This is a genomic window from Vibrio ezurae NBRC 102218 (assembly GCF_000467185.1).
Lineage (GTDB): Bacteria > Pseudomonadota > Gammaproteobacteria > Enterobacterales > Vibrionaceae > Vibrio > Vibrio ezurae.
Map to the genome: position 1 here is coordinate 11,858 of NZ_BATM01000038.1, position 22,570 is coordinate 34,427.

The following is a 22,570-nucleotide window of genomic DNA, read 5'->3' on the forward strand; positions in this document are numbered from 1 at the left end:
TGCGTCCTTTGTTGTTATTTAAGCATAGGCTTTAAAAAGTGAGCGGTGTGTGAGCCTTTTACTTTCGCTACTTGCTCTGGTGTACCGGTTGCGACAATTTCGCCACCACCTTGACCGCCTTCAGGGCCAAGATCGACAATCCAGTCTGCGGTTTTTATCACATCAAGGTTGTGCTCGATAACCACTACTGTATTACCGTGATCGCGCAGGCGATGTAAAACAGTAAGTAACTGTTGTATATCATGAAAGTGCAATCCAGTGGTAGGTTCATCCAGAATATACAAGGTTTTTCCGGTATCACGCTTAGATAATTCTCGGGCTAGTTTCACACGCTGCGCTTCACCGCCTGATAGCGTCGTTGCCGCTTGTCCTAAACGAATATACGAAAGCCCCACATCAATTAAAGTTTTTAGCTTTCTGGCGATGACAGGTACAGGTTCAAAGAAAGCATGCGCATCTTCCACCGTCATATTCAGCACTTCATCAATGGACTTACCTTTGTATTTAACTTCTAGGGTTTCACGATTGTAGCGTTTGCCTTTACAAGAGTCACAAGGTACATAAACGTCTGGTAGGAAGTGCATTTCAACTTTGATTACACCATCGCCTTGGCACGCTTCACAGCGGCCACCTCGTACATTAAAGCTAAATCTACCCGGCTTATAACCGCGAGAACGAGACTCTTGAGTGCCGGCAAATAACTCACGAATCGGCGTGAAGATTCCGGTGTAAGTGGCAGGGTTTGATCTTGGGGTACGACCGATAGGGCTTTGGTCAATATCGATCACTTTATCAAAATGCTGTAAGCCATCTACTGTGTCATAAGCGCTTGGATTGCTGGTGGTTGCGCCGTTGAGTTCTCTATGTGCAATTTTAAAGAAGGTGTCATTAATTAAGGTTGATTTACCCGAACCTGATACTCCAGTGACACAAGTAAATAGTCCACAAGGAATGGTCAGATCAACGGTTTTTAAATTGTTGCCGGACGCGCCTTTTAGCACGATCAATTTCTCTTTATCGACAGGAGTTCGCTTTTTCGGAATCGCGATTTCTTTGGTGCCGTTTAGGTATTGTCCGGTTAGTGAATCAGGGTTGTTGATGATATCGTCATAAGTCCCTTCTGCAACGACATGTCCGCCATGTACGCCGGCACCGGGGCCTATATCAATAATATGGTCGGCAGTTCGAATGGCATCTTCGTCATGTTCTACCACAAGAACGGTATTTCCAAGATCTCGCAAATGGGTAAGGGTGCCAAGTAAGCGCTCATTGTCTCTTTGGTGCAGGCCAATGGAAGGTTCATCCAATACATACATTACACCGACTAAACCTGCGCCAATTTGGCTGGCCAAACGGATACGCTGCGCTTCACCACCAGATAGGGTTTCAGCACTGCGAGAAAGGTTGAGATAGTTAAGGCCAACATTAACCAGAAAGCTTAAGCGATCGTTGATCTCTTTCATGATCTTATCGGCTATTTGCGCTTTTTGCCCTTCGAGATTCATGTTTTTAAAGAAGTCTAATGCTTCGCTAATGCTCATCTCAACAATGCTAGGCAATGGCGTATCGTCTACAAATACGTTACGCGCCTCTTGTCGTAATCGAGTGCCATCACAACTGGTGCAAGAACGAGTCGAGATATATTTGGCGAGATCTTCACGCACAGAATTGGATTCAGTATCGTGATAGCGACGTTCTAGTGTATTAAGAATACCTTCAAATGGATGCGTCTTAACTCGAATATCACCACGATCATTGATGTATTTAAATTCGATCTCGGTACGCCCCGAGCCTTTTAATATGATCTCTCTGATCTTCTTCGGCAGAGATTTAAAAGGTGCATACAAGTCAAAATCATAGTGCTCAGCCAGTGCGCCTAGCATTTGGAAATAATAATAGTTCTTTTGATCCCAGCCTTTGATTGCTCCCTCGGCAATGCTTAGATTGCCATCTAAAACCACTCGGCTTTCATCAAAATATTGCTGCACCCCAAGCCCGTCACAAGTATGACAAGCCCCGGCAGGGTTGTTGAAAGAGAACAGTCTTGGTTCTAATTCCTGCATGCTATAACCACAGCGTGGACAAGCAAAATTGGCAGAGAAGATGATCTCTTCTTGGTCGCCTTTATCCATCGAGGCGACGACGGCGATCCCGCCAGAGAGCTCTAAAGTGGTCTCAAAGGATTCAGCAAGGCGCTGCTGGAGATCGCTACGCACCTTGAAGCGATCGACGACAACTTCAATGGTGTGTTTTTTATGTAATTCTAACGTCGGTGGATCGGAAAGATCGCAAATATCACCATCAATACGCGCACGAATAAAGCCTTGTGAAGCGAGATTCTGGAAGGTTTTAACGTGTTCCCCTTTGCGCTCTTTAACTATCGGAGCCAGCAACATCATTTTTGAGCCTTCTGGCAACTCAAGCACTTTGTCGACCATTTGAGTAATGGTTTGCGCGGATAGAGGCTCTTTATGCTCAGGACAACGAGGTTCGCCAACACGGGCATACAATAAACGAAGGTAATCATACACTTCGGTAATTGTACCCACTGTTGAACGGGGGTTATGAGAGGTTGATTTTTGTTCTATTGAAATAGCAGGTGACAGACCTTCAATATGGTCAACATCTGGCTTTTCCATCAAAGATAAAAATTGGCGGGCATAGGCTGATAGAGACTCAACATAGCGACGCTGACCCTCGGCATATAAAGTATCAAAAGCCAACGACGACTTACCAGAACCGGATAGGCCAGTAATAACCGTCAGTTTATCTCTTGGAATAGTGAGGTTGATGTTTTTAAGGTTGTGAGTTCTAGCACCACGAACGTCGATAGTATCCATCTAATCCTGCTCAATTACATAATCATCTGCCAAGTATTACATAGCTTTAAACGACTGCAAATAAATACTGGATAAAAAAACAGTGACACTGGGTCACTGTTTTTAAGATTTAGAGTGGCTATCGTTTTACTTGATAGGTTCTTTTAATGTCGATTTTTTGCCAAGTTCAGTGGCTTTTTTATCTTTTAGATAGATGTTTTCAAAGCAGTAGTTAGTGGCTTCGATATAGCCTTCTACGCTACCGCAATCAAAACGAGTGCCTTTAAATTTGTAGGCAAGCACACAACCAGCTTTAGCTTGTTTAAGCAGGGCATCAGTGATTTGAATTTCACCGCCTTTGCCTGGTTCTGTCTCTTCAATAAGATCAAAGATATCTGGAGTTAGAATATAACGACCAATGATGGCTAGGTTGCTCGGTGCTGTCCCAGCTTCTGGTTTTTCTACCATATCATCAACGCGGATGATGTCGTCTTTGATCATTTCACCTTTGATCACACCATACTTGTGTGTTTCATCTTCTGGCACTTCTTGCACAGCCACAATAGAGCAACGGAACTGCTTATAAAGCGCTGCCATTTGCGCTAGAACGCCTTGTTCTTCATTGACACATAGGTCATCAGCAAGAACGACTGCAAAAGGTTCATCACCGACTAGTTCACGCCCGGTTAGAATTGCATGACCTAAGCCTTTCATTTCGCGTTGGCGAATGTAGGTAAAGTTGGCTGACTCAATGACATTGCGAATGTCTACGAGTAATTCTTCCTTATTGGTGCCTTGAATTTGATGCTCAAGTTCATAGTTCTTATCAAAGTGATCCATGATTGAGTGTTTGCCACGGCCTGTCACAATACACATTGCATCCATACCTGCTTGAATAGCTTCTTCAACACCGTATTCAATAAGAGGTTTATTAACGACAGGCATCATTTCTTTTGGCATTGATTTGGTCGCGGGTAGGAAGCGAGTCCCGTAACCTGCTGCAGGAAAAAGGCATTTTTTAATCATGAGGGGTAACCTAACTGAGTCATTATAATTAAATAGTTTTGCCTAACTCTATCATTAGAATTAGGCGATATAAAATACACTTAGGTTAAATCTGCAATTTTATTGCTCTATGGCAGAAAATGATGTGCCCACAGTACTGCTTCTTCTCGGTTTTTTACCTTAATTTTGCGGAAAATCTTATATAAATGAGACTTTATAGTGTGTTCACTAATGAATAATTGTTCAGCTAAGCCAAAGTTGGATTTACCTATTCTTAATGCTTCCAGAACTTCCATTTCTCGTCGTGTTAAGTCAATGGTATGTGGTGGCGCATAGCGAACCAGCACGGATTGATAATAAGAAATTAACTGCTCGTTGACCGCTTTACTTAGCCATGAGCGTCCTTGGCTTAACGCTTGCAAACCTTGCACAATGTCATCAAAGGATTGTTGTTTATAGAAAACCCCGCGCAAACGTCCATATTTAAGTAAGTCGGCTGTTTTTAGTTGCAACGGTGCTTGAGTAATGACCATATTGATATGTTTCCCTGGTGTACTTGGGTTCTCGAAGTCTGCAGGGTCAAATGTTGGGTCGTTGTAATCCACAAAAATAATCGGTGTTAAGCTAGGCTTGTAGCTCATGTGCCATTCTTCTAGAGGGTACAGGGTTAGCTTTGATTCCTCTTGTAATTGTTGAATTACCTCGCCACTAAACCCGCCGCTCTCATGCAAAAAAAGCTGAGAATTTATTCCATCAAAATACATACTTTTCCTCCCTGTTAACTACGGTCAGTTTCTTTTATATCTTTCCAATTTGAGAAGCTCGACACTAACTTTTTGCGATTATATTCAATAAAAAGTCCTGTCTCATGTGTTTTATTGCATAAAATTGCGTGATAAGTCGAAAAAAATGCAAATAAGTGTTTCTGCTTTTGTATGGATGTTATCTATAGGGCAGTCTCTCTATTACACTTTCTAGTGATTTAAGTAGTCCGTTAGGCGTGTTATGCTTGGCGTATTAGCGCAAATAAAAAGTAAATGGAGTGATACATGGCTAGCCGTGGCGTCAACAAAGTAATTATTATGGGTAACTTGGGGCAGGATCCTGAGGTTCGTTTCGCCGCAAATGGCAATGCAATTGCAAATATTACAATTGCGACTTCAGAGACTTGGCGTGATAAAGCCAGTGGTGAACAACGTGAAAAAACAGAATGGCATCGTGTTGTTTTGTTTGGTAAAACTGCTGAGATTGCTGGTGAGTACTTGAAAAAAGGTTCACAAGTTTATATCGAAGGCCAATTGCAAACACGTAAGTGGCAGGACCAATCAGGTCAAGATCGCTACACAACAGAAGTGGTAGTGCAGTGGCCAACAGGTCAAATGCAACTGCTAGGTTCTCGTCAAGGTGGTGGCCAAGGTCAAAACCAAGGCGGCCAATACGGCGCTCAGCAACAAGGTCAACAACAAGGTGGATGGGGTCAACCTCAGCAACCTCAAGTTCACCAACCCGCTCAGCAACAACCGCAACAGCAGAAACCACAACAGGCTCCTCAGCAGTATAATGAGCCACCAATGGATTTTGACGACGATATTCCGTTTTAAGGAATATTCGCTGTAAAGTGTTGGTATAAACACATTAATAAAATGAACCCGCTAATATAGCGGGTTTTTTATTATTTAATATTCTAGAAATTCACTTTGTATTAGCAGAAACACACTTCAGATTTAACCTCACAATGCTCGTTTTTTGTGGATATTTTCTCTTGGTTTATTGCGTATAAACAACGGATGATAAATGCAGTAGTGGCTCGCTCAATGTATAGCCACTCTTGTAATAAAAATGCATGACTGAGTAGCCTCTATGCTATTTATCTTAGCTATTGTATTGATAACATAAGTAAAAATAGTCACGGGAAATTTAGGGCTATTGAGTGAAAAACCTATTTCTTGATTAAATGTGACGAAAAACTACCCCTTCACTTACCCCTACAAAGTGTGAGCGAGCTAGCTCAAACTAATACCTTAAAATTCAGTATTAATCGTGATGCATATCCTACTTTGAATTGTTTTGTAATTTCCAATGTTGCTAAAAAGTAAAATTAAGTTACTTTTAGTTTCAACGGAAATGATTTGTATTATAAGAATATAACAATCATATATCTGTTCTATAGGGATTGAAGACAAATTATCAGGGGTCTTCACTAGGTAATAATCTTTAGGGATATCATTTATTATGATGCTTAAGACAAAACAGAAATACCTTACTGTGGTTGTTGCTACAGCCTTATCTATCGGGGTGTTGCCGGCCGTTCATGCGGCAACTGTATCCATTGAAAATGCCAGTTTTGAAAGTAGTTTTGACGGTTGGTCAGACACTGATCCTTCGGCTATTTCAGGGGATGCTCGTACTGGATCAAGCTCAGCAAAAATTACAGGCTCTGCCGGTAAAGTTGAGCAAGTGTTAACAGTTGAACCTAATACTACTTATTTATTAAGCGCTTATGTTAAAGGTCTGGGGGAGATCGGCGCGGTGGTTGATGGTCAAACTTATAGCAATACAGGGGGAGGAGACGACTTCCAACAAGTCAGTCTTTCATTTAACTCTGGCTCTGCAACCTCGGTCACCATTTTTGGTGGTTATGGTGGTGATGAAGGCCGCATTGATGATTTTACTTTAGAAAGTACGGATGACAGTGGCGATTCAGGTACAGTTCCAACTCCTGATCCTGATACCGATGACGGCTCTGACAGTGGTTCAGGAGAGGGTGATTCTGGTAGTGTTGGTGGCTCTTGTAGTGTCGATAGCAGTGGTCAGTTAAGCATTGCCAGCGCTTATGATGATGGCACTAATGACGGCCACGGCCCTGAAAATGCGTACGATAATAATACAACAGATGAGTCGCGTTGGTCTTCAAATGGTGTGGGTAAAGCCATAACGTTTGACCTTGGTTCTCAAGCCTCAGTGACGGATTTAGCCATTCAGTGGTACAAAGGTAATGCGCGCAGCTCTTACTTTGATGTTGAAACTTCAACAGATAATAGCAACTGGGTAACGGTACTGTCTGGTGGTATTTCATCAGGTGCAAACTCTGGTTTTGAAGATGTTGATGTTGCTGATACCCAAGCACGTTATGTACGTATTATTGGTGCGGGTAACTCAGCAGGTTCTGAGTGGAACAGTATTATTGAAACGCAAGTCTATGGCTGTGGCGATGGTGATACAGACTCAGACTCTGGTTCTGACAGCGGCTCTGGTGATTCAGGTTCTGGCTCAGATACTGATTCTGGTTCTGGTGACTCTGGTTCAGATTCAGGTTCAGGCAGTGAGATTGTTGGCAGCTGTAATATCGACATGTCTATTTGGGGATACACCACTGGTGATGGTGTATCAATGAATGATGTTGAAGATATTCAAGACCTTGTTGACAACAAAACACTAGGCTCTAACGGCGCAGAAGAAATTGTCTTTAATGATGGTTGTGTGACCTTCTCTGTGAAAAATGACGCGGCAAGTTCTGGTGGTTCAACCTACCCTCGCTCTGAACTGCGTGAGCTAATGGCAAGATACACTGATGGTGGTGATGCGAATGTTAAAGGTATCACTAAGAATAACTGGGTAACAAGTGAAGCATCATCCTCTGATCAATCAGCCGCTGGTGGCGTTAACGGCAACATGAAAGCCACTCTAGTGGTTAACCAAGTGTCTGTAGATGCAACAAGTGAAGATCAAATTGGACGCATCATTGTGGGTCAGATTCATGGTGGGGATCATGAACCTGTTAAGATCTACTACCGCAAACTACCGGAGCACGATAAAGGTTCAGTATTCTTTACTGTCGATGACTCTAGTGGCAACCCTGGTGACCGTATCAACGTTATCGGCTTTACGGATAAAAACGATACTGACCAAGATGCAAGTGGTGACCCAGTTGAGCCTGAAAATGGTATCGCACTAGGTGATGAGTGGAGCTACGAAATTGACCTAACTGGCGACCAACTAAAAGTGACAGTTTGGCACGATGGCTACACATACACGACTGCAGATTCAATTGCTTATACCAAAACACGTTCTAAGCAAACAATCCGCAACTCAAGTGATACAGACGCAATTACTATTTCTGACTTTTATGCAGACGATTACATGTATTTCAAAGCAGGTTTATATAACCAGAATAAATCAGGTACAGAGTACCCAGATTATGCCTCGGTTACATTTACTGTGATTGATGTTACTCATGACTAGTTAGAATAAAAACAGCGTTTTTAATCGCCAACGCCTCCTTATAGCCACTGGCTTTAAGGGGGCGTTTTCTATTATTCAAAACATACTCAATAATTAATAAATCAGTCATGAGAATTAAACGAGATCAAGGTTAAATCATGCCCTTCTTTTCTGAGATAATTCTAATAAGAGCAGTGTGACTATGATTCGTTTTAAAACTGGATTTGTATTCCTTTCCATTTCTTTAATTGCAGCTTGCGATAGTGAGAGCCTTGATATTGAAGCTCCAACAGAGGCAAATATTCAACTTGGCCCTCGTCCTGCTTATTTGGTTGACCAACTGGCAGAGGGAGAACTAAAGGATAACTTAACAAGTTGTCTAAATAACCGATCTCACTTTGAAAAGAGTGAGCTTTCTATCGGGCACCGCGGCGCACCATTAATGTTCCCTGAACATACAAAAGAAAGCTACGTTGCCGCTGCACGCATGGGTGCCGGTGTATTGGAATGTGACGTAGCCTTTACCAGCGACGCTGAATTAGTGTGTCGTCATTCCCACTCAGATCTACACACGACTACTAATGTATTAGCAACTGAATTGGCAGATAAATGTTCAATTCCATTTACGCCAGCGGATGAGCTCAACGGCGTTAAAGCGCAGGCAGAGTGCCGCACTTCTGATTTTACCCTGGCAGAATTTAAGTCACTGCAAGGCAAAATGGACGCATACAATCCAAACGCGACCACAGTTGCTGAATATATGGATGCGACACCAAGCTACCGTACCGACCTTTATGCCGGTACTGGCACACTGATGACGCACAGAGAAAGCATCGCTTTATTTAAAGAACTTGGCGTAAAAATGACTCCAGAGCTAAAAACGCCGGATGCACAAGACTTAGCAGCAGCAGGTCTAACTCAAGAAGAGTTTGCTCAAAAAATGATCCAAGAATATATCGACGCAGGTGTTGCACCCAGTGACGTTTACCCACAGTCATTCTTAATCGACGATGTTGAATATTGGGTAGCGAATACTCCAGAATTTGGAGAGCAGGGCGTCTACCTGACTTTCTCTCTAAACAACGTCCCAACTCCAGCCGAAATCGTGGAAAAAGGCATCAATATCATCGCCCCTATTTATCCGCTACTAGTAACAAAATCGGGTGATGAAGTCGTCGCAACCGATTATGCGAACGAGATTAAAGAGTCAGGACTAGACATCATCACATGGACTATTGAGCGTCAATACACCGACTACAATGAGCTAGAAGTCGTCAACGTATTAAAGAATGATATTAATGCGATTGGCATATTCAGTGACTGGCCAGCAACCGTAACGTTTGTTGATAACTGTACTGAGTAAGAGTGCATTAGTTAATGAATAAGGCTGAATAAAATGTGTGAACCAGCAGCGATTGTTGCTGGTTTTTAGGCGTAAAAAAGGCGTAATAGGTATAAACCCACTACGCCTTTCTTGTATATGGTGGCCCCTCGCAGACTTGAACTGCGGACCAATCGATTATGAGTCGTTTTTTTAATGGTTTTTGATGTACAGCAGTGAACAAGAGTGGTAATAATAAATCTTTATATAACAATGCTTTACTTGTGTATCTTGTTTATTGTTGTTTTTCTGTGTTCATGGTTAATCAAAAAAAGTGCTATAAATATGCTATAAATAACTTTTATGAGATGAGTTTGATAGCATGGCGATTAAAAGTAAGATTACAGGAGCGTCACTTCGCAACCTTACATTAGAAGATCGACGTATTAATGATACGGAAGTAAGTGGCTTTCACGCTATCAAATTTAAGTCAGGAAAAATTGTTTTCTATATTTATTATCGCCTTGGTGGGAAGCAGGTGAATTATAAGATTGGCTTGGGAAGTGAGCTTACTCCTGCACAAGCGAGAGATCTTGCCAGAGCCAAGTTAGGACAAGTTGCTAAGGGGCAAAATGTTCAGGAAGAAAAGAAACTGGCGCGAGAAGAATCCAAACGTCGTAAATACCTTAACTTAGAAACCTACCTCGATAAAAAATACCGCCCTTTTCTAGAAGCTCGAAACCCTAAAACAGTCGATAAAATCATAGGGCATCTAAAGTCGCAATTTAAACATTTCTTGAGCAAAGACTTAGATCGGATAACTGCTTGGGATGTTGAAAAGTGGAAAAGTGAGCGCATAAAACTTGGTCGAGCACCTGCAACGATAAATTACTCAATTAATACCTTGAAAGGGGCTCTTTCTCGAGCTGTAGAGTGGGATCTGATAGAAGCACACAATCTTACGAAAGTGAAAACACTGAAGAATGATAATACGCGCATACGTTATCTTTCAGAGGAAGAAGAAGACAGATTGTTCGAAGCTATATTTAACCGCACCGAACTTATTCGTAATAAAAGAATTTCCTCAAATAAACATCGAGAAATTAGAGGTGAGCCTTTATATCCGAGTCTGTCTGGTGTTCGCTTTGTTGATTACGTTGAGCCGATTATTTTAACGGCGATGCATACAGGATTAAGGCGTGGAGAGTTGCTATCACTCACTTGGGATGATGTTTACTTTTCTCACCAATATTTAGTTGTTAAAAGTAGTGAGGCTAAATCTAAGAAGGCTCGAACTCTTCCTTTGAATACAACGATTATGGACGTGTTAAAAGATTGGCGAAAGCAGCACCCATTCAATCACTATGTTTTTACAGCAGGGACAGATAAGCCACTAACAGATATTAAAAAGCCATGGTTGAGAATTGTTGAAAAGGCGGGACTTAGTAACTTTAACTTTCATGATTTGCGTCATCACTTTGCGAGTAAGTTAGTTATGGCTGGCGTTGATTTAAATACTGTTCGAGAGTTACTAGGGCATGCTGATCTTAATATGACATTACGCTACGCTCATTTGGCCCCAGAGCACAAAGCTGCGGCTGTCAATCTTATTGGGTAGTAAAGCGATTTAGTTTGTAATCATATGACGATTATTGGGTATGTGTCGGTAAGATATTGATACTATATGCAATGTCTTAGTTGAACTAATAATTTGGAGGTAAGGGCAAAGATGAAGGGAAGAATCGTTCGATGGGTTGATGATAAAGGGTTTGGTTTTATTCAGTCCAGTGAAACGAATGGAGATATTTTTGTCCATATATCGAAGTTTAAATCAGGTTATAGAAGGCCTCAAATAGGTGATGAAGTTGAATTTCAGATAGGTAGTAATAAGGGTAAAGTAGCAGCTAAAAAAGCAATACTAATTGGGATTGAGCCACTTAAACCCAATGTTAGCCCACTATCTATTGTGTTTTTAGGGCTTTCAATCGCATTTGCGGGTTATGCTCTTTGGGCTTATGTAGTGGAGCCACGATTGAACCCTCCATATGAAAATATGGGGTTTAGCTGCCAAGGCAAAACACACTGTAGCCAAATGACATCATGCAATGAAGCTAAATTCTATTTAGCCCATTGCCCAAATGTGAAAATTGATGGTGACAATGACGGTATCCCATGTGAAAGCCAGTTATGTAGTCGCTAAAATAGTGTTGTTTAGAAGATTGTTTGGATTTATTGGCTAAATTTTGGTTTTTTATAGGCAATAATGACTACTAATTTGGTAATAAATCTTGGGTATATTCTCTTTCATAGTGAATAGTAGGCAACACAAAGCGATCGGAAGGAATTTTGTGATCCAAAGCCAATTTATTCACAATAGGGGTTCACAATAAGAGTAAAAAGTTATGTAGGTTAAATATCACTTAGTAAACATTACAAGCAAACGAGTGATAAACCTATGAACATTGATAAACGAGCTTTAACAGAGCAAGAAACTTCCGCTTATATTGGCATGAGTCGTTCTTTTCTTCGCCAAGCAAGAATGGAAGGACACCGCAAAAACCGCACCGTCGCACCACCATTTATTAAAATTGGGCGTGCCGTCCGTTACCTAAAAGAAGACTTAGATAAGTGGTTGGATAGCCATACCAAGTTAAGCCATCTACCTCAAGATGGAGGTTTTTATGCCTAATCTAACTAAAGAGCAAAAGACCCTTTTACTATGGATGAGCACAGGACAAACCTTTAAAGTTTGTTCTGATTATTGCCCAGATAAAGGGGATATTATTCCTGCAAGAAGACTTCCTGTTCGAGTTTTTGCTAAAACAATTGAAAAACTCTATCAGGCAGGCTTCATTAGTTTTGTTCCTGTTGTTTATTTCGGTCTGCGCTGGGATGAGTTCAGTTTGACTCATAAAGGTAAGGAGGCAATATGGACAACATAGACCTAACGCTTGTTGAGCGAGATGATAGATCTTTTGTTCAATCTAGGCTGTCTCGGTTTCCATTGGAGATTCAATCATTACTACTTAAAGAGTATTTTTCTAAACTGAGTAAATTCGAGCGCAATAGCTACTTGCGTTTAATTACTGATGAGTTAGCCAAGAAATTATCTATTCCTTTAACAAAATTAGAGCTGAGTTTAACTGAAGATGATTTACGCTATAAAGCAAAGCAATACGCTGAATCAGTGTTGGCTCTTCGTCGTCAGTATTTAGATGATGTTCAAGCTCTTGATGTGGTGAAAGCATTTATCATTCAGCAGGGAGTTGTTATTAGCTCTGCTCAATACTCAGTACGTGGCGAGTTAGGTCGGTATAGTGATCATAAGTGGTGGTTAAGAAAACTGAGAAAGACACTAAGACGAAATATTGAAAGCGTCCTACACCACCTTAATCAGATAAATAAACCCAATAGTTTGTATTGTTCAAGGGCTACCTTGATAGCTAGATTGAACCAAAAAGCCTATCAAAAAGAATACCTATCAAACATTATTGCCACTAACGAGCATGGGCAAAGTTTCTCTCTGCTAGAGCTATCTCAAAAGGGTGTGTCAGATCCTAAAATCAGAAAAGGTGAATTGATGATGCGTGCCCGAGGCTTTGAAGATATGGCAAAAGAGTTAGATCATGAAGCTGGATTTCTTACCATCACTTGCCCGTCAAAATATCATCGCAGTTATTCTAAATCTGGTCATGTTAATCCAAAGTGGGGAGGGTACACCCCTTTAGATGGTCAGCAATATCTTAATAATATTTGGCAACTTATACGTTCTAGGCTTAGTTGTCTTGGTATTCGTTTTTATGGGTTTAGAGTAGCTGAACCACAACATGATGGAACGCCTCACTGGCACTTGCTTCTGTTCGTAGAAAAGCATCACTACGATGAAATGGTGAGTGTTATGCGTGATTATTCTTTGAAAGAAGATGGAGCAGAGCAGGGGGCAGTAGAGCACCGTTTTACCGAAGTGAAGATTGATCCAAGTAAAGGAACGGCCACAGGTTATATCGCAAAGTACATATCTAAAAATATAGATGGCTCAGATCTAGATTCTGGGCTTTATGGTGAAGATCCTCAAGATGCAGCTGCAAGGGTAGATGCTTGGGCATCTTGCTGGGGAATACGCCAATTTCAGCAACTCGGTGGTTGCTCTGTCACTGTATGGCGTGAGCTTAGAAGATTGAAAGAGGTATTAGGCTTAGATGATGTCAGAAAGCGTGTGATTGAAGCTGCGGATACAGGTAATTGGAAAGAGTTTACTCAACTAATGGGCGGTGTTTTTTGTATGCGCAAAAATCAGGTTTTTAAGCCTTACTACGAACTTTCTATAGATAAGGCGACAGGTATTATCAAAACAAGCCAATATTGCTCTGATGAACTTGTGAGAACACTTAAAGGTGTAATAACTGACGGGCTAGAGCTAATCACTCGCCTTTACCAATGGCGAATTGAATCTCAATTCCGCCATGCTGTTTAACTTGGAGTTCTGTGAATAACTGTATTTTTATCAGTAAAGTAATAAGGAAATACCCCAAAATAGTTTAGGGTAAATACTCATCGTTTATTCAAAAGAGTGAGCTATGGCAAATTTTGATTCTAAATGTCAATAGTGTCAGAGGGCATTAAAGTTTTAAACTTTTGTAATTTCTATCGCCTAACGATTTCACCCTTGACCTCATCATATACATACAGATGTATAGTTTTGTCTCTAATCAAATCGACAGCTTGCTCGATGATATTTAGGGGTACGATAAACCACTCTCTGGCTGTGCGTTCTTTGCCATCACGATCAATGACTCCAATCTCAAGCCTGACTTTTTCAAGCAGGGCATGAATAGCGCTTTCAGCAGAACGCAGGTCTATTCCCTCTAGTGGAATGACTTTCACGCGCTCAGCCTCGGCCATTAAAAATGCTGTATCACGTTTAGCAGCTTTAAAACGCTTTTCAACGTCTTTGGCTAAGCCAATTTTAAAAAGGTTATCAAATTGTCGTGTAGCTGCGTTATCTCCAAGTGTTCTTGCAATGTAAACATAACCTGTGCTGCGAGCATTTGAGTAAATCTGCATGCGTGGGTCTGATTCATTGTTGGCTTTCACTCGAGCTGCGTTGTAAAAACTGCCATCTGTATTAGCGATACGTTTAGAGTTTTTATCTTCACGTAAGCGGCGCATTAATGAGTTCAGAATCATCGTTGATTGCGTGCCATTTTCATAAATGATTAATGTTCGCTGGTCTTTACGGCTTACGCCTTGATACTCCTCACTCAGAAAATCAATGAATACTAGCGCACCGTTTAATAGGAAAAAGTCACCCTCACTACAGTCGGATGTATCAATACGGTTAGAGTTAATATCCCATTGCAGCTTAGTCCCACGTTTCAACCCTTCATGTACTTGCTTAAACAACGGTTCAAATACTTCAAAGTTATGGCATGCTGTTGTTTGACCTATTTGAGTGGCTTTCTTACGCTCACGGATAACTTCAGGGTGGGTGACATTTTTGAACTCATAGATAGAATTATTAGCTTCATTGCTAGATGAAATAGTCTCAAACAGACGTGAGTTCATGATATCGTCGATGGAATCAAACTTTTCCCGCAACAAACCATACTCATCCATTGGAGCTAGTTCATCACAAATGGCATTATCTAGGCGTAACTTTTCAAGTAAAAAGCCCAACTTCATTTCAATAACATCAAAGGCATTGCTATCTGGCGCTCTGCCATATTCATTATGAAAATCTAAGATGGTTTGAAACTCATCAGCATGGGTGCTACGCACAGCTTTGGTTTTGAACTCTACATCACTTATCCAGTTATATTTATCAGCCTTCTCAATGGCAGCTAGAAAATCTAAATTATCCATTTTGCGCCGCCTTTTGCATTTGCTCACGCTTCATTTTTTCAACAAACAAAATCGCCTCTGCCATGCGCTTCTCGATTGGATCAACTGAATCAAACGATGGCTTACGACCATGCTTTTGCATGAAGGCTTCGATTTTGCGCTCTTGAAAGAGTATCAGCACTTCTTCTTTGGTGATTTGAATCTTATGTGAGTCAATTTCATTCTTAATAGCAAGTAACACTGGTGTATCAATCGCTTTTGAAAGAACATTAAAGGCATGCTCATAGATATTGTGCTGATCAATCAGGTCAATGCTTAAATTATCTAAATCAAAGCTCTGGTTTGCCATTTTGATAAATTGGGATTCAGTGCCATCGGCATTTTGACGCGTTTCAATTCGTGAAGGCTTGATAAGAGTTTCAGCAATATAGTGCTGACGTACTTCTTCGATCTCTTGTTCTGTTAGTCCTAGGCCTTTGAATTTTTCCTCGATGATTCGAGGTAGGTGTAGTTTATTGGTCACTTCAGGGTCAGAGCCGCCAGACATAGACTTTTGCACAGCATCATCTTTTAGGACTGCAGCTTGAAGTTCTGTAAAGTCCTCTTGAATGATACGACGCACTTTGTCCGTACTTGGCTCCATGAAGCCTTTAATCGTCACAGTGCCTGCCTTAGACTTGTTCTTATGCTTCTCTTTTTCTTTTTCGATTTTGTCTTTGTCATTAAATGGGTTATCGGGCCCATTATCCTTCGAACGCTCGGAGCGAAAATTCAATCTAGGCTCTAAGATCTGTTCCATCAAAAGCGAAGCAGTGATAGCCTTTAGCATGTTATTTACCGAATCTTTAATCATGTCATCACCCACCTCTGGGTTAATGATTAGGTTGGTAAATTGCGCATGGGTTTTGTTATGAGAGTCACGCGTACAACGGCCAATGATCTGGACTATCTCAGTTAATGAACCACGGTTACCGACGGTAAGTGAATGCTCGCAAAATGACCAGTCAAAGCCCTCTTTTGCCATGCCTAGGGCAATGATAAGGTCCATATCATCTATGCCTTTAATATCACGCAAGTAGCCCTGTAGGGCCTCACGCTCTTTGGCGTTATCATTCACCAAATCAGCTACTTTGATAATCTTATGGTCACCTTTTCGGCGTACAAACTGTACTCCTGCATCATAGGCTTTAGGGTCTATGCTACGATCATCAATGACATCACCGATTGAGTCGATGATATACCCCACCTCATCATACTTGCGTTTGGTGGATTCCATCGAGTTAACATTTGGAATGTGCAGAATGGTTTTTTTATCAGTATCTAGTACATCACTAATTTCTTCTAGGTATGAGCCTTGGTAAAAGTGATAACCAATGCCTAAAGATTTAAGATACCGATAGCCATTTAATTGCTCGTAATAGTTATAAGTGACCTTTTCAAACTTATCTTCATACTTGGGCGGGAGCACTGGTTCTGCATCCCCACGGAAATACGAACCTGTCATCGCTAGGATATGTGCGCTTGAATTATCCATAATAGATTGCAGTACTTGACCTAGTATGTTCTCTTCATTGGCGGATACATGGTGAAACTCATCAATGGCAACTAGGCAATTATTGAACTCAGTAGCTAAGATGGTTTTAAAGGCGTTACGCAGGGTTGAGTGCGTACAAATCAGTACTTTATCATCTGACCTCATAAAGCGTTTAAATGCCTCAGAGGTAGCACTAGCATCTACACAAAGGTTGTTGTGTACATAAACTTCCCAGTTTGCATAGAAGCCATAAGTCATAAGATCTGTATTAGAAAATGAGCCACCAATAGACTTTTCAGGTACAGCAATAATAGTCTTTTTGAGGCCTTGATTAAGCATTTTATCTAGTGCGATAAACATCAGGGCACGCGACTTACCTGAGGCGGGCGGTGACTTTAAGAGTAGATACTTTGCATCACGGTGATCATATGCTCGGGCCTGCATTTCACGCATGCCTAATTCATTGTTATTAACACTGCTTTTGGTTTGGTCGTAGTGTACTTCCACAAAGTTAACTGTCATTATTTGCCTGCCTTAGCTTTCATTTCAGTGTACAGTTTAAACAGCACCTCTAGGCGATCTGCATCGGTTTCAAGTGGTTTGCTGCGACCCGATGCCTTTTGATAGAGCGAGTCCATAAAGGCATCTAGCTCGCTATGAACTTTTAAAAGTGAAGCAGGCATTTTGCTGCGCACGCACAGGGTCGCTAAAGTATCGCCACTCATTATACGCTCACGGATGATTTGATTAGCAAAGGCCTCTAATTTATCTATGTCGGAGTTAGCTAGGTCTGGCACAGGAAATGTGTTGTAACACAGGGTATTTGAGTAGCGATAATCTGTTTTTAAACGCCCACCAACAGTTGCAACCCATAGAGTGTGCATTTTGTTGGAGAGTAATGCCAAAAGATAACGTGGGGCATCGTATACAACAAAGTTGGAGTCACTCGCGACAGTATCATTGCCTCTAAAATCCATTGGTATATAGTTTCGAGTTTCAGAAGAAACCCTTGGAATGAATAAACCTGTGCCACGTTTGCTACTGTAACTAGCAAACTCAAACTTGTTTGGTTCCTTTGCAAAGTCACGTGTGGCAGCTTTAGTGCTATCAAGCCTCATTTTTCTAACTTTGTCTAATCGTGCCTTTATCACTATATTTTTCTCTAACTGTTCCAAGTCAGTCTCATGCAACCAAAGGCACCATCTTCTTTTTCCATTAATTAGTTCAGCTGATCCGATATACTCTCTGAGGAATCGTTTAGCAAATGGTTCATTGTTGAATATTTCATTCCTTTCATCATCATTTAATATTAGGTTTCCACCGTCTGTGGGCTTATTCCCATACTCGATCATTGGAAAAGAGTTCAAAGCTTTCCACGAACCATCAACAATAATTGATTCAGAATTTGCCAAATAAGGGCTTATGTTTTTTACAACCGAAACAATATTTTCCGTTATGAGAAGTTTGTCTTCTGAGCTCAAAGTTCGTAGACCCACTATTACGCAGATAACAGCTGCCTTATTCTTTGCATTATTTGTCCACTTGAAGGATGTATGAGCAAAACTAATTTCAATGTTATTTTGAAGTATGGATGGCCATAGAGAACCAGTTTGACTACCTTGGCAAATTGAGTTTGTCGATACCAAAGCAAATTCAGCTGAAGTGTTTCGAATGTATTGTCCAGCAAGGTAGAACCAGCATGTCACAAAATCTAGTTTTTTATACTTGGGTAACTTTGAAAGGATATGTTTCATATCTTCTTTCTGTTCTTTAGACTGCATTGATGACCCCAGAAACGGCGGATTTCCAACAATATAAACCTCACCTTCATTTGGCATCACCGAATTCCAGTCAATACGCAATGCATTTCCTGCATGTAGATTATTGTAGGATTTCAGAGGCAGTACCGCTTCACTCGACCCAAATTCTTCATTAAATTGTTGGTTCATTTGATGCTCGACAAGCCACAGTGACAACTCAGCAATCTGGCAGCAAAATTCATCTAGTTCAATACCATAGAACTGACCAACAGAGATGCCACACTGAGGTGAACCAAAGCCCAACGCCATTTGGTTGCTATTGCCCTCTAGCTCTCTGATGGATTTTAAAATTTCCATTTCAAGCAAGCGTAGCTCTCTATAAGCAATGATTAAAAAGTTACCTGAACCACAGGCCATGTCTCCAATTTTAATCTTGCTCAGGCGGCTACATAGTGCTTTTAGCTCTGTTACTTTACGTGCGGCATTAAAACCAGACTCCAAAACCTTTTGGTGTGCGTCATGCAGTTTCTCTAAAAATAGCGGGCTGATTACCTTCATAATATTTTCAACAGAGGTATAGTGCATTCCCATGTTTGCACGCTGTTTCACATCAACCACAGCCTGAATCATAGAACCAAAAATATCAGGATTTATCTTTGACCAATCTAGTGCTCCACATTCAATGAGTGCACTGCGAGCTCGCAGGTTAAATTTAGGCACAGGTAGGCTTTCAGCAAACAGACCACCATTTACATACGGTAGGCTTTTAATTAGATTTGAGTGATTATCACGCCCAGGTTCATGAGGAGCTAAATCAAGAATGCTAAACACCTCCGCCAATATGCTATGCATATCAGAGCCATCTTTTTGCGTAACATCAGCGGTAAGTTGTGTGAACTGATTTTTACCAAAGATACCAGTATCTTCGGCAAAGAAACAAAACAGCAAACGCGCCAAAAACACATTCATGGCGTGCAGCTCTTCATCAGTTGATGTGCCGTTATATGCTTTTAAAATATCAAACAGCTTTGCCATCTTCTCGGCAGCTTTTGCATCAGCAACAGACTCAGAGGCAAGCGAGGCTCGCTCCATTCCAGCTAACGGTAAAAAGAACTCGAATTCTTCATGCAGGTTTTCAAGAGGCAGTGTAGGCATGGTTTCATTGACTTTAGTATCAAAGGCAATTGCAGTTTCTAGGTTTGTCACCATCAAGATGCGAATACGGTTAGTCTTTAGGCTCTTTTCATTTTTTAGGCGAACAAGTGCATCAATTGGATCACCGTCAACCACGCGTACCATAGCCCCACCTTTATGGATAACCTCGCGCCCATCTGGCGATGTCTTTTTGAGTTTTGTCAATGTCGCCTTAGGGATACCAAATGCTTGTACAAAGTCAAACGCATAAGTTTGTGGGGTAATATTTTCAGATAGGGTTTTGAGGTTATCTTGAACCTCTGTATAAGTAATCTTTGCCATTTGATAAGTACTGCATGTTATGTCAAATTTTCATCATATTATCATCTATGAAAGTTCATTTCACAGCCCGATGATTTCTATCTCCTAATAAGTTGGTGACTTTGCCAGCCCAGTCCAAAATTAATTCTGTGGTAATTATTCTTTAACTGATTTTTATCCAAAAATGAGTCGCAATGCGCTTAAAAGTAATTTTACCGTTCTCTGAATAAATGACGTTTCTTTTCTTAGGGAGTAGCAGGTAGTTCACTCTCACTCAGAGCAAGGTTGTGCACCCTACACAGAAAGCTCTTAGCTTCACCTTGATGAGTTCTGAACCTTATGCTTGTTTAGTTCTGGGTAGGGATAAGTTGCTGAGGAGCGTTATCGTAATGGTTTGCTACAAAATGAAAGTGCTATAAATATGCTATAAATAGCAGAAATGAAAAAAGCCTGAGAAACGAATTGCTTCTCAGGCCTTTAAATTTGGTGGCCCCTCGCAGACTTGAACTGCGGACCAATCGATTATGAGTCGACTGCTCTAACCACTGAGCTAAGGGGCCTTTGTAGGGTGAAGATTATATGAGATGGACAGGGGAGTGTCTAGGTGAAGTCACTAGAATAGGGAGTAATAATGTACAGTTTTTGTGCTATCAAACTGATAAATACAAAAAAGGTGAGCCAGTGCTCACCTTTTGTACATAAAGACTGATTGTTTACTCGTCTAGGAAGCTGCGCAGTGTTTCTGAGCGGCTTGGGTGACGCAGTTTACGTAGTGCTTTTGCTTCGATCTGACGGATACGTTCACGAGTAACGTCGAACTGCTTGCCCACTTCTTCTAGAGTGTGGTCAGTGTTCATGTCGATACCAAAGCGCATGCGCAGTACTTTAGCTTCACGAGGTGTTAGGCCTGCTAGTACGTCTTTAGTTGCAAACTTAAGGCTAGTTGCCGTTGCTGAGTCTAAAGGCAGTTCTAGAGTGGTATCCTCGATGAAATCACCCAGATGCGAATCTTCGTCGTCACCGATTGGTGTCTCCATTGAGATTGGCTCTTTAGCGATTTTAAGTACTTTACGAATCTTGTCTTCTGGCATTTGCATGCGTTCTGCCAATTCTTCTGGCAGTGGCTCACGGCCCATCTCTTGAAGCATCTGACGAGAGATACGGTTCAATTTGTTGATGGTTTCAATCATGTGCACAGGGATACGAATAGTACGCGCCTGGTCAGCGATAGAACGTGTAATTGCCTGACGAATCCACCATGTCGCATAAGTTGAGAATTTGTAACCACGACGGTATTCAAATTTATCAACGGCTTTCATTAGACCGATGTTACCTTCTTGGATAAGATCCAAGAACTGTAGACCACGGTTGGTGTATTTCTTCGCAATAGAGATAACCAGACGTAAGTTCGCTTCTACCATCTCTTTTTTCGCACGGCGAGCTTTTGCTTCACCGATAGACATGCGACGGCTGATGTCTTTAATAGACTGAACCGTTAGAGAGGTCTCTTGTTCAATGCTTTTCAGCTTTTGAATAGAGCGACGGATGTCTTCTTCGTTACGACGAATCTTTTCTTTATAAGGTGCTGTTGAAGACAATACGTTGTCTACCCAAGCATCGCTTGATTCGTTGCCAGTGAAAGTTTTAACAAACTCTTTCTTAGGCATGCCACCGTATTCTACGGTTTGACGCATGATTAAACGCTCTTGTGTACGAACTCGCTCCATAGAGGTGCGAAGTTGAGTCACAAGGTGATCAAACTGTTTTGGTGTTAGACGGAATTCGCGGAATACATCATTTACCTTAGCGGTTGCTACTTTGAAGGCTTTGCTGTCGCGGCCTTCGCTGTTAGAAACTAGCTGTAGGTTTTGGTATGTGTTACGAAGATTGGTGAACTTCTCTAGAGCTAGCTCTGGATCGATACCTGTATCTTCTTCTTCCTCGTCTTCGTCATCTTCAGCATCGTCAGCGTCTGACTCTTCAAGATCGGTTTTAGCCAGCTCTGAACCAACGTGAGTTGCTGTTGGCGCTGTTGTACCGTCATCATCAGGGTCAACAAAACCTGAAATAATGTCTGTTAGGCGAAGTTCTTCAGCTTGAACTTTATCGAACTGCTCTAAAACATACGGTATTGTGCCAGGAAATTCTGCAACTGATGCTTGAACTTGGTTGATGCCATCTTCGATACGCTTAGCGATATCAATCTCGCCTTCACGAGTTAGAAGCTCAACAGTACCCATTTCACGCATATACATGCGCACTGGATCTGTTGTTCGGCCAATTTCACTTTCAACGGTGCTTAAAGCGGCAACAGCTGCTTCAGCTGCATCCTCATCGACTTCTGTGCTTTCATCATTGATCGTGTCATCATCGATCTCAGTGGCGTTTTCTACCACTTTGATACCCATGTCGTTGATCATCTGAATGATATCTTCGACTTGTTCTGAATCTACGATTTCAGGCGGTAGATGGTCGTTAACTTCGGCATAAGTTAGATAGCCTTGCTCTTTGCCTTTAAGAACAAGCGCTTTAAGCTGTGACTGCCTATTTTGATCCATAGATGGTATCCAAATTCTGGTCTGGTGAAGGAACTAGTTTGCGAAATGCAGACCGC

The 22,570-nt window shown here is 41.4% G+C and carries 15 protein-coding genes and 1 tRNA gene; 8 read left to right on the forward strand and 8 right to left on the reverse strand.

The features are described 5' to 3' along the window. Nucleotides 1-14 precede the first annotated feature (14 nt). From uvrA to VEZ01S_RS12065, 3 genes are all read right to left on the reverse strand, one after another. On the reverse strand, nt 15-2,840 hold the full coding sequence (uvrA, locus tag VEZ01S_RS12055) for an excinuclease ABC subunit UvrA (RefSeq protein WP_021714322.1): 2,826 nt from the start codon (nt 2,838-2,840) through the stop codon (nt 15-17). A 126-nt stretch (nt 2,841-2,966) separates the two neighbouring features. Continuing rightward, nucleotides 2,967-3,845 (reverse strand): UTP--glucose-1-phosphate uridylyltransferase GalU, encoded by an 879-nt coding sequence (gene galU / locus VEZ01S_RS12060; protein WP_021714323.1) that lies wholly within the window; start codon nt 3,843-3,845, stop codon nt 2,967-2,969. Nucleotides 3,846-3,952: 107 nt separating this feature from the next. Beyond that, nucleotides 3,953-4,588 (reverse strand): LuxR C-terminal-related transcriptional regulator, encoded by a 636-nt coding sequence (locus VEZ01S_RS12065; protein ID WP_021714324.1) that lies wholly within the window; start codon nt 4,586-4,588, stop codon nt 3,953-3,955. A gap of 285 nt (nt 4,589-4,873) precedes the next feature. Between VEZ01S_RS12065 and VEZ01S_RS12070 the strand changes: the two genes are divergently transcribed. The 8 genes from VEZ01S_RS12070 (at nt 4,874) to VEZ01S_RS12105 (ending at nt 13,840) form a co-directional block, all read left to right on the forward strand. Continuing rightward, nucleotides 4,874-5,425: a single-stranded DNA-binding protein gene (locus VEZ01S_RS12070; RefSeq protein ID WP_021714325.1), complete on the forward strand. Its 552-nt coding sequence runs from the start codon at nt 4,874-4,876 to the stop codon at nt 5,423-5,425. Between the two features lie 631 nt (nt 5,426-6,056). Continuing rightward, nucleotides 6,057-8,066: a polysaccharide lyase family 7 protein gene (locus VEZ01S_RS16405; protein ID WP_021714326.1), complete on the forward strand. Its 2,010-nt coding sequence runs from the start codon at nt 6,057-6,059 to the stop codon at nt 8,064-8,066. Between the two features lie 181 nt (nt 8,067-8,247). Next, entirely contained in the window at nt 8,248-9,408 is a 1,161-nt protein-coding gene (locus VEZ01S_RS12080; RefSeq protein WP_021714327.1) for a glycerophosphodiester phosphodiesterase family protein, read from the forward strand. A gap of 340 nt (nt 9,409-9,748) precedes the next feature. Continuing rightward, a complete protein-coding gene (locus VEZ01S_RS12085) occupies nt 9,749-10,984 on the forward strand; it encodes a site-specific integrase (RefSeq protein ID WP_021714328.1) in 1,236 nt (411 codons plus the stop codon). Nucleotides 10,985-11,095: 111 nt separating this feature from the next. After that, nucleotides 11,096-11,566 (forward strand): cold shock domain-containing protein, encoded by a 471-nt coding sequence (locus VEZ01S_RS12090; protein ID WP_021714329.1) that lies wholly within the window; start codon nt 11,096-11,098, stop codon nt 11,564-11,566. Between the two features lie 255 nt (nt 11,567-11,821). Further along, nucleotides 11,822-12,055, forward strand: a complete 234-nt coding sequence (locus tag VEZ01S_RS12095; RefSeq protein WP_021714330.1) for a helix-turn-helix transcriptional regulator — start codon at nt 11,822-11,824, stop codon at nt 12,053-12,055. Further along, nucleotides 12,048-12,308, forward strand: a complete 261-nt coding sequence (locus VEZ01S_RS12100) for a hypothetical protein (RefSeq protein WP_021714331.1) — start codon at nt 12,048-12,050, stop codon at nt 12,306-12,308. Before VEZ01S_RS12095 ends, VEZ01S_RS12100 begins: the two co-directional genes overlap by 8 nt. Then, a complete protein-coding gene (locus tag VEZ01S_RS12105) occupies nt 12,296-13,840 on the forward strand; it encodes a replication endonuclease (RefSeq protein ID WP_021714332.1) in 1,545 nt (514 codons plus the stop codon). The genes VEZ01S_RS12100 and VEZ01S_RS12105 overlap by 13 nt, the downstream gene beginning before the upstream one ends. Nucleotides 13,841-14,010: 170 nt before the next feature. On the opposite strand, the gene VEZ01S_RS12110 is transcribed toward VEZ01S_RS12105, so the two are convergent. The 5 genes from VEZ01S_RS12110 to rpoD form a co-directional block, all read right to left on the reverse strand. Beyond that, nucleotides 14,011-15,228, reverse strand: a complete 1,218-nt coding sequence (locus tag VEZ01S_RS12110; protein ID WP_021714333.1) for a GIY-YIG nuclease family protein — start codon at nt 15,226-15,228, stop codon at nt 14,011-14,013. Next, a complete protein-coding gene (locus VEZ01S_RS12115) occupies nt 15,221-17,263 on the reverse strand; it encodes a DEAD/DEAH box helicase (protein WP_021714334.1) in 2,043 nt (680 codons plus the stop codon). Before VEZ01S_RS12115 ends, VEZ01S_RS12110 begins: the two co-directional genes overlap by 8 nt. Continuing rightward, nucleotides 17,263-19,977, reverse strand: a complete 2,715-nt coding sequence (locus VEZ01S_RS12120) for a DNA methyltransferase (protein WP_021714335.1) — start codon at nt 19,975-19,977, stop codon at nt 17,263-17,265. Before VEZ01S_RS12120 ends, VEZ01S_RS12115 begins: the two co-directional genes overlap by 1 nt. 463 nt (nt 19,978-20,440) lie before the next feature. Next, a tRNA-Ile gene (locus tag VEZ01S_RS12125) sits at nt 20,441-20,516 on the reverse strand. Between the two features lie 153 nt (nt 20,517-20,669). Beyond that, nucleotides 20,670-22,514 carry an RNA polymerase sigma factor RpoD gene (rpoD, locus tag VEZ01S_RS12130; protein ID WP_021714336.1) on the reverse strand — a complete coding sequence of 615 codons (1,845 nt, stop codon included), beginning with the start codon at nt 22,512-22,514 and terminating at the stop codon, nt 20,670-20,672. Between the last annotated feature and the right edge of the window lie 56 nt (nt 22,515-22,570).

Bases quoted from the DNA above. Each gene is read 5' to 3' on its own strand.
- uvrA (WP_021714322.1), bottom strand. From the start codon at position 2,840: ATGGATACTATCGACGTTCGTGGTGCTAGAACTCACAACCTTAAAAAC.
- VEZ01S_RS12100 (WP_021714331.1), top strand. From the start codon at position 12,048: ATGCCTAATCTAACTAAAGAGCAAAAGACCCTTTTACTATGGATGAGC.
- VEZ01S_RS12085 (WP_021714328.1), top strand. From the start codon at position 9,749: ATGGCGATTAAAAGTAAGATTACAGGAGCGTCACTTCGCAACCTTACA.
- VEZ01S_RS12065 (WP_021714324.1), bottom strand. From the start codon at position 4,588: ATGTATTTTGATGGAATAAATTCTCAGCTTTTTTTGCATGAGAGCGGC.
- VEZ01S_RS12120 (WP_021714335.1), bottom strand. From the start codon at position 19,977: ATGGCAAAGATTACTTATACAGAGGTTCAAGATAACCTCAAAACCCTA.
- VEZ01S_RS12090 (WP_021714329.1), top strand. From the start codon at position 11,096: ATGAAGGGAAGAATCGTTCGATGGGTTGATGATAAAGGGTTTGGTTTT.
- VEZ01S_RS12110 (WP_021714333.1), bottom strand. From the start codon at position 15,228: ATGGATAATTTAGATTTTCTAGCTGCCATTGAGAAGGCTGATAAATAT.
- VEZ01S_RS12095 (WP_021714330.1), top strand. From the start codon at position 11,822: ATGAACATTGATAAACGAGCTTTAACAGAGCAAGAAACTTCCGCTTAT.
- galU (WP_021714323.1), bottom strand. From the start codon at position 3,845: ATGATTAAAAAATGCCTTTTTCCTGCAGCAGGTTACGGGACTCGCTTC.
- VEZ01S_RS12080 (WP_021714327.1), top strand. From the start codon at position 8,248: ATGATTCGTTTTAAAACTGGATTTGTATTCCTTTCCATTTCTTTAATT.
- rpoD (WP_021714336.1), bottom strand. From the start codon at position 22,514: ATGGATCAAAATAGGCAGTCACAGCTTAAAGCGCTTGTTCTTAAAGGC.
- VEZ01S_RS12070 (WP_021714325.1), top strand. From the start codon at position 4,874: ATGGCTAGCCGTGGCGTCAACAAAGTAATTATTATGGGTAACTTGGGG.
- VEZ01S_RS12105 (WP_021714332.1), top strand. From the start codon at position 12,296: ATGGACAACATAGACCTAACGCTTGTTGAGCGAGATGATAGATCTTTT.
- VEZ01S_RS12115 (WP_021714334.1), bottom strand. From the start codon at position 17,263: ATGACAGTTAACTTTGTGGAAGTACACTACGACCAAACCAAAAGCAGT.
- VEZ01S_RS16405 (WP_021714326.1), top strand. From the start codon at position 6,057: ATGATGCTTAAGACAAAACAGAAATACCTTACTGTGGTTGTTGCTACA.